The sequence below is a fragment of the Streptomyces sp. B1866 genome, assembly GCF_031932565.1.
Classification (GTDB): Bacteria; Actinomycetota; Actinomycetes; order Streptomycetales; family Streptomycetaceae; genus Streptomyces.
The window spans coordinates 1-5,095 of the sequence record NZ_JAVSCF010000351.1; the positions used below are offsets into that span (position 1 = coordinate 1).

Genomic DNA, 5,095 nt, shown 5'->3' on the forward strand with positions numbered 1-5,095 from the left:
AGGGCGGCGGGCGCGGCCAGCGCGGCACGGGCGGCGGCGGCCGGGACGCCCCCCCGGTGAACGGGGCCATGGCGGACGCGCTGCGGCGGGCGGGGCTGGTGGACCCGAAGCGGTAGCCCCCCGGGCCGGCCGGAGCGGGTACGGGCACCCCCCGGTACGGCGCCGAGGGCCGGCGCCCGTACCGGGGGCAGCGTCGGGCAGGCGCGGCCCAGGCCCGCTCCGGCCGGTTGCGGAGCGGGCCTGGGCCGCCGCACGCCTCATACGACGGCGCTCCAGGCTGTCCCTCACCGCTGGAGGGCTCCCGACGCCGCGCTACGGCCGCTCGTGGCGTTGGCGAGACGTCCGAAGAAAGCCGCTCTTCGGACGTCTCGCCGCCTTGCGACGGACCGCGTCTGACGCCGCTCGCCGATCCGCCGGGGATGACGGGACAGCCGCCGAAGGGCCGCCCGGGCCCCTTCCCGGCCGTCACGGCCCTGAGCGGCGGCTCAGGGCCGCAGGGCCGCGGCGCCGCCGCTCAGCGGCAGGGTGGCCCAGGTGCGGGCCAGGTCGAGCGTCAGCCGGGGGCGGGAGGGGGGCGGCTCGATCAGGCCGGCGTCCGTGCCGCCGATGATCAGCGCGAGCCGGTGCCCGGCCGGGACGACGTGGTCGCTGGCCGCCAGGTCGACGGTGATCGTATACGGCCTGCCGGGTGTCAGCGGGCGGCCCTTGCCGGGGTCGGCCCAGGTGCCCAGGTCGGCCCAGCCGCGGCTGAAGACGGTGGCGGACACGCCGGTGGTCTTCGGCTCGGTCTCCTTGTAGCAGGCGCTGTCGCCCGCCGTGCTCTCCCCCCAGCAGGTGCGGTTGTCCAGGGTGCGGATGCCCTCGTAGCGGTCGGCGTAGTCGCGGATGACGGCCGGGCCGAGATCCACCAGGACGGCCGACAGGTGCGCGGTGGCGGTGCTCGGCGTGGCGGTGACGGTCACCGTTCCGGAGCCCGACAGGCGCAGGTCGCGCGTCAGCGGCGGGGTGGCGAACGCGGCGTCGGCGGGGGCCGGCCCGTCCACGTGCGCGGCCCAGTCGGTCTCGCTCAGCCCGGGGTCGTCGGTGAACGACGCGGTCGAGCCCGGTCCGGCCGGCCGGGTGCCCAGGGTCCCGGCGCCGGTGCCGTCTCCGGGACGGGGCCGCAGGACGGCGGGCGAGGTGCCGGCGGGCGGCCAGGCACGGTCGGTGGACCACCGGCCGGGGGCGCGCTCGACGTCCGCCACGGGCTCGCGTTCGACGCCGTTGTCCACGCCGAGCAGGTAGTGGTCGAACCAGCGGTGCAGGGTCGGCACCCAGGCGGCGCGCCGGAAGTCGAAGGGGTCGACGTGCCCGGTCTGCGACAGCCAGATCTTGCGCTCCACGCCCGCGGCGGCGAGCGCGTCCCACCACTGCCCCAGGTGCCTGGTGCGGACGTTGAGGTCCTGCATGCCGTGCACGGCGAAGACGCTGGCGCGCACCCGGGAGGCGTCCGGCACGTAGTCCCGCTGCCGCCACAGCCGGGTCCAGTCGCCACTGCGGGGCGCGCCGTCGGCGAGCCGGCGCTGCACGGCGTCGCAGCGGGCCTGCGCGCCGGGGCTCTCGATGGCGTGGGACAGCTCGTCGGGGCCGCCGTCGTACAGCGGGGCGCCCTGGGCGAAGTAGTAGTCGTACCAGGAGGAGATGGCGCCGATAGGCACGATGGTGCGCAGGCCCTTCACGCCGGTGGCGGCGACGCCGTTGGCCACCGTGCCGTCGTAGCTCTTGCCGATCATGCCGGTGGCGCCGTTGGTCCAGGTCGCGGTGACCGGGCTGCCCCCGGCGCGGGCGTCGTAGCCGCGGGCCCGGCCGTTCAGCCAGTCGATCACGGCCTTGGCGGACTGGATGTCGGACCGGCCGCCGACGTCCACGCAGCCGTCGGAGCGGTTGGTCCCGGCGAGGTCGACCAGGACGACCGCGTAGCCGCGCGGCACGAAGTAGTTGTCGTAGAAGAGCGGGAACCCCACCGGGTGCCCGGCCGCGTCGTAGGTCTTCTTCTGGCTCTCATTGCCGCGCCCGCAGCAGGAGTAGTACGGGCTGGCGTCCATGATCACGGGAATCCGGCGGCCCTCGGCGGCGGGCTCGCGCGGCCGCACGATGTCCGCGGCCACCCGGTCGGGCCTGCCGTCCCCGTCGCCGTCGAGGCCGGTGTCCACCCACACGGTCTCGCGCACGGCGTCGGCGTAGGAGTACACCGGCCGGCTCTCCCCCGCGCCCGGCGGCGCGGCGTGGGCGCCGGCGGGGGCCAGCAGGACGGCGGTCAGGACGGCGGCCAGTGCCGGTATCAGCCTGGTCAGGGCCTTCCAGTGGATGCGGGGCTTCCGCACGCGTAGCAGCACGGGCGGACCGTAGCGCGAGTGGCCCGCCGGACAGAAGGGGGTTACGGGACGGCTGCTCGCGCCCTTCTCGGCAACGGCTGGAAGCACGCGGGCGCGGGCGCGTACGGACGCGTGTCGTACGGATGTCGATCCCGTGTCGGCGGCCGCCCGTGACGTGTGGCCGGGCCGCGGCGTCCTTACAGTCACAGGGTGCTCGATCGCCACCCCCTACGCTCTGGAGGACTCGTGCGCCACAGACTCACCGTCGCCGGCGTGGCATCCGCCGCGTTCCTGCTGCTGGCGGTGCCCGCCTCGGCCGCCGGCCCCGCGCCCGGCGCGCCCGGTATCGGCGACTCCTACTACCCGACGTACGGCAACGGCGGGTACGACGTGTCCCACTACGACCTGCGCCTGACCTACCAGCCCCGCACGGACCTGCTGGAGGGCACGGCGACCATCCTGGCCACCGCCACCCAGGACCTGTCCCGGTTCGACCTGGACTTCGCCCTGGACACCAGCGAGGTGCGGGTGAACGGCAAGAAGGCCGCCTTCACCCAGGCCGGCCCGCACAAGCTGGAGATAACGCCGGCCGCCCCGCTGCCCGCGGGCCGCCCGGCCACCGTGGTCGTGCGCTACCGCGGCACCCCCTCGAAGGTCGTGGTCGACGGCTTCACGGCCTGGCACCGCACCCCGGACGGCGCGGTCGCGGCCAACGAGCCCGAGGCCGCCTGGTGGTGGTTCCCGAGCAACGACCACCCGCTGGACAAGGCGAGCTACGACGTCTCGGTCGCGGTGCCGGACGGCACCCAGGCGATCAGCAACGGCACCCTCCAGGCCGCCTCCTCCCGGCTCGGCTGGACGCGCTACAGCTGGCGGGAGCGCAAGCCGCAGGCGTCGTACCTGGCCACGCTCGCGATGGGCAGGTTCGACGTGACCACCGGCACCACCGACGGCGGGCTGCCGGTGGTCAACGCCTACAGCAAGGACCTCGGCGAGCAGGAGGGCGCCGCGCGCGCCAGCGTCGAGCGCACCGGCGAGATCATCGACTGGGAGGCGGGCGTCTTCGGCCCGTACCCGTTCGACGCGGCCGGCGGCTACGTGCCGAACACCGCCACGCGCTTCGCGCTGGAGACCCAGACCCGGCCGTTCTACAGCCCGGCGCAGTTCGCCAAGGGCGCCAACACCTCGCTGATCGTGCACGAGCTGGCCCACCAGTGGTTCGGCGACAGCGTGTCGGTGAAGGACTGGCGGGACATCTGGCTCAACGAGGGCTTCGCCAGCTACGCGCAGTGGCTGTGGTCGGAGAAGGAGGGCGAGGGCACCACCCGGCAGCTCGCGGACTACACCTACGCCTCGCACCCGGCCGACGACCCGTTCTGGACGGTCAAGCCGGGCGACCCGGGTCCGGAGAACCAGTTCCACGACGCCGTGTACGACCGGGGCGCGCTCGCCCTCCAGGCGCTGCGCGAGGAGATCGGCGACGACGCCTTCTTCGCGGTCCTGAAGGGCTGGACCGCCGAGCACCGGTACGGCAACGCCGCGGTGCGGGACTTCGAGGCGTACGCCGAGAAGACCTCCGGCAAGGAGCTGACCGGCCTGTTCGACACCTGGCTGTTCACGCCGTCGAAGCCCGCCGCGCCCGCCGCGCGCGCGGCCGCTCTCGGCGCCGGGCCGGCGCCGGCGCGCCCGGCGTCGTGGCAGCGCATCCACGCCGCGCACGGCCACGGCCTGCCCGCCGCCCGCTGACCGCGCGCCGCCTCCTTCGGGCCCGCCGCGCCGCCGACGGTGGCGCGGCGGGCCCCAGAGGTTTCACAGTGGTGGTGAGACAGCGATACTGATGAACCGGAGGCAGCACAGCGGAGAGTGAGGCGCGGCCGATGAGCACCGAGACCGAGGAACCCAGTCTCACCGTCGACGAACTGGCGGCCCGCGCCGGGGTGACCGTCCGCACGGTCCGCTTCTACAGCACCCGCGGCCTGCTGCCGCCGCCCGCGATCGGCCCCCGCCGGGTGGGGCGGTACGGGCCCGAGCACCTCTCCCGCCTGGCGCTGATCGAGGAGCTCCAGCACCAGGGCATGACCCTGGCGGCCATCGAGCGGTACCTGGAGGCGCTGCCGGACGACCTGAGCGCCGACGACCTGGCCATCCACCGGGCCCTGGTGGCGTCCTGGGCGCCGGACGCGCCGGAGGAGGTCTCCCGGGAGCAGCTGGCGCGGCGGCTGGGCCGGGAGGCGGCACAGGAGGACGTCGACCGGCTGGCCGCGCTGGGCACCCTGGAGCGCACCGCCGACCCGGACGTCTTCCGCATCGACCCCAGGACCCTGCACCTGGGCCTGCGGCTGCTGGACCTGCCGATCCCGATGGAGACGATCCTGGCGGCCCACACGGTCGTGGTCGACCACACCCGGTCGGTGGCGCGCGAGCTGAGCCGGCTGTTCCGGGACGAGGTGTGGGGGCCGGAGCTGGCCGGGAGCGGGTCGGGCGCGGAGCAGGTGCGGGCGAAGAAGTCGCTGTCGGCGCACGTGCAGCCGCTGGTGGTGCAGGCGCTGGTCATCGCCTTCCAGCGGTCGATGAGGGAGGAGCTGCGCGCCTGGTACGGCCAGGACCAGGCCCCGGCGGACGGGGACGGGCCCGCGGGGCCCGGCGGGCGGGACGACCCGGCGGCCGGGCCGGCGGCCGGGGACGCGTAGGCCGCGGGCGGGCGGGGTACGGGCGGACCCCGCCCCGCGGCAGGCGGACCC

At 75.5% G+C, this 5,095-nt stretch carries 3 protein-coding genes; 2 read left to right on the top strand and 1 reads right to left on the bottom strand.

Features of this window, described 5'->3' with window-relative positions:
• Positions 1-485 precede the first annotated feature (485 nt).
• Entirely contained in the window at positions 486-2,375 is a 1,890-nt protein-coding gene (locus tag RKE29_RS27795) for a Xaa-Pro dipeptidyl-peptidase (RefSeq protein ID WP_312008439.1), read from the bottom strand.
• 225 nt (positions 2,376-2,600) lie between these two features.
• Between RKE29_RS27795 and RKE29_RS27800 the strand changes: the two genes are divergently transcribed.
• Both RKE29_RS27800 and RKE29_RS27805 read left to right on the top strand, forming a co-directional pair.
• Entirely contained in the window at positions 2,601-4,100 is a 1,500-nt protein-coding gene (locus RKE29_RS27800; RefSeq protein ID WP_312008440.1) for a M1 family metallopeptidase, read from the top strand.
• A gap of 131 nt (positions 4,101-4,231) precedes the next feature.
• Positions 4,232-5,044 (top strand): MerR family transcriptional regulator, encoded by an 813-nt coding sequence (locus RKE29_RS27805; RefSeq protein WP_312008441.1) that lies wholly within the window; start codon positions 4,232-4,234, stop codon positions 5,042-5,044.
• Positions 5,045-5,095: the final 51 nt, after the last annotated feature.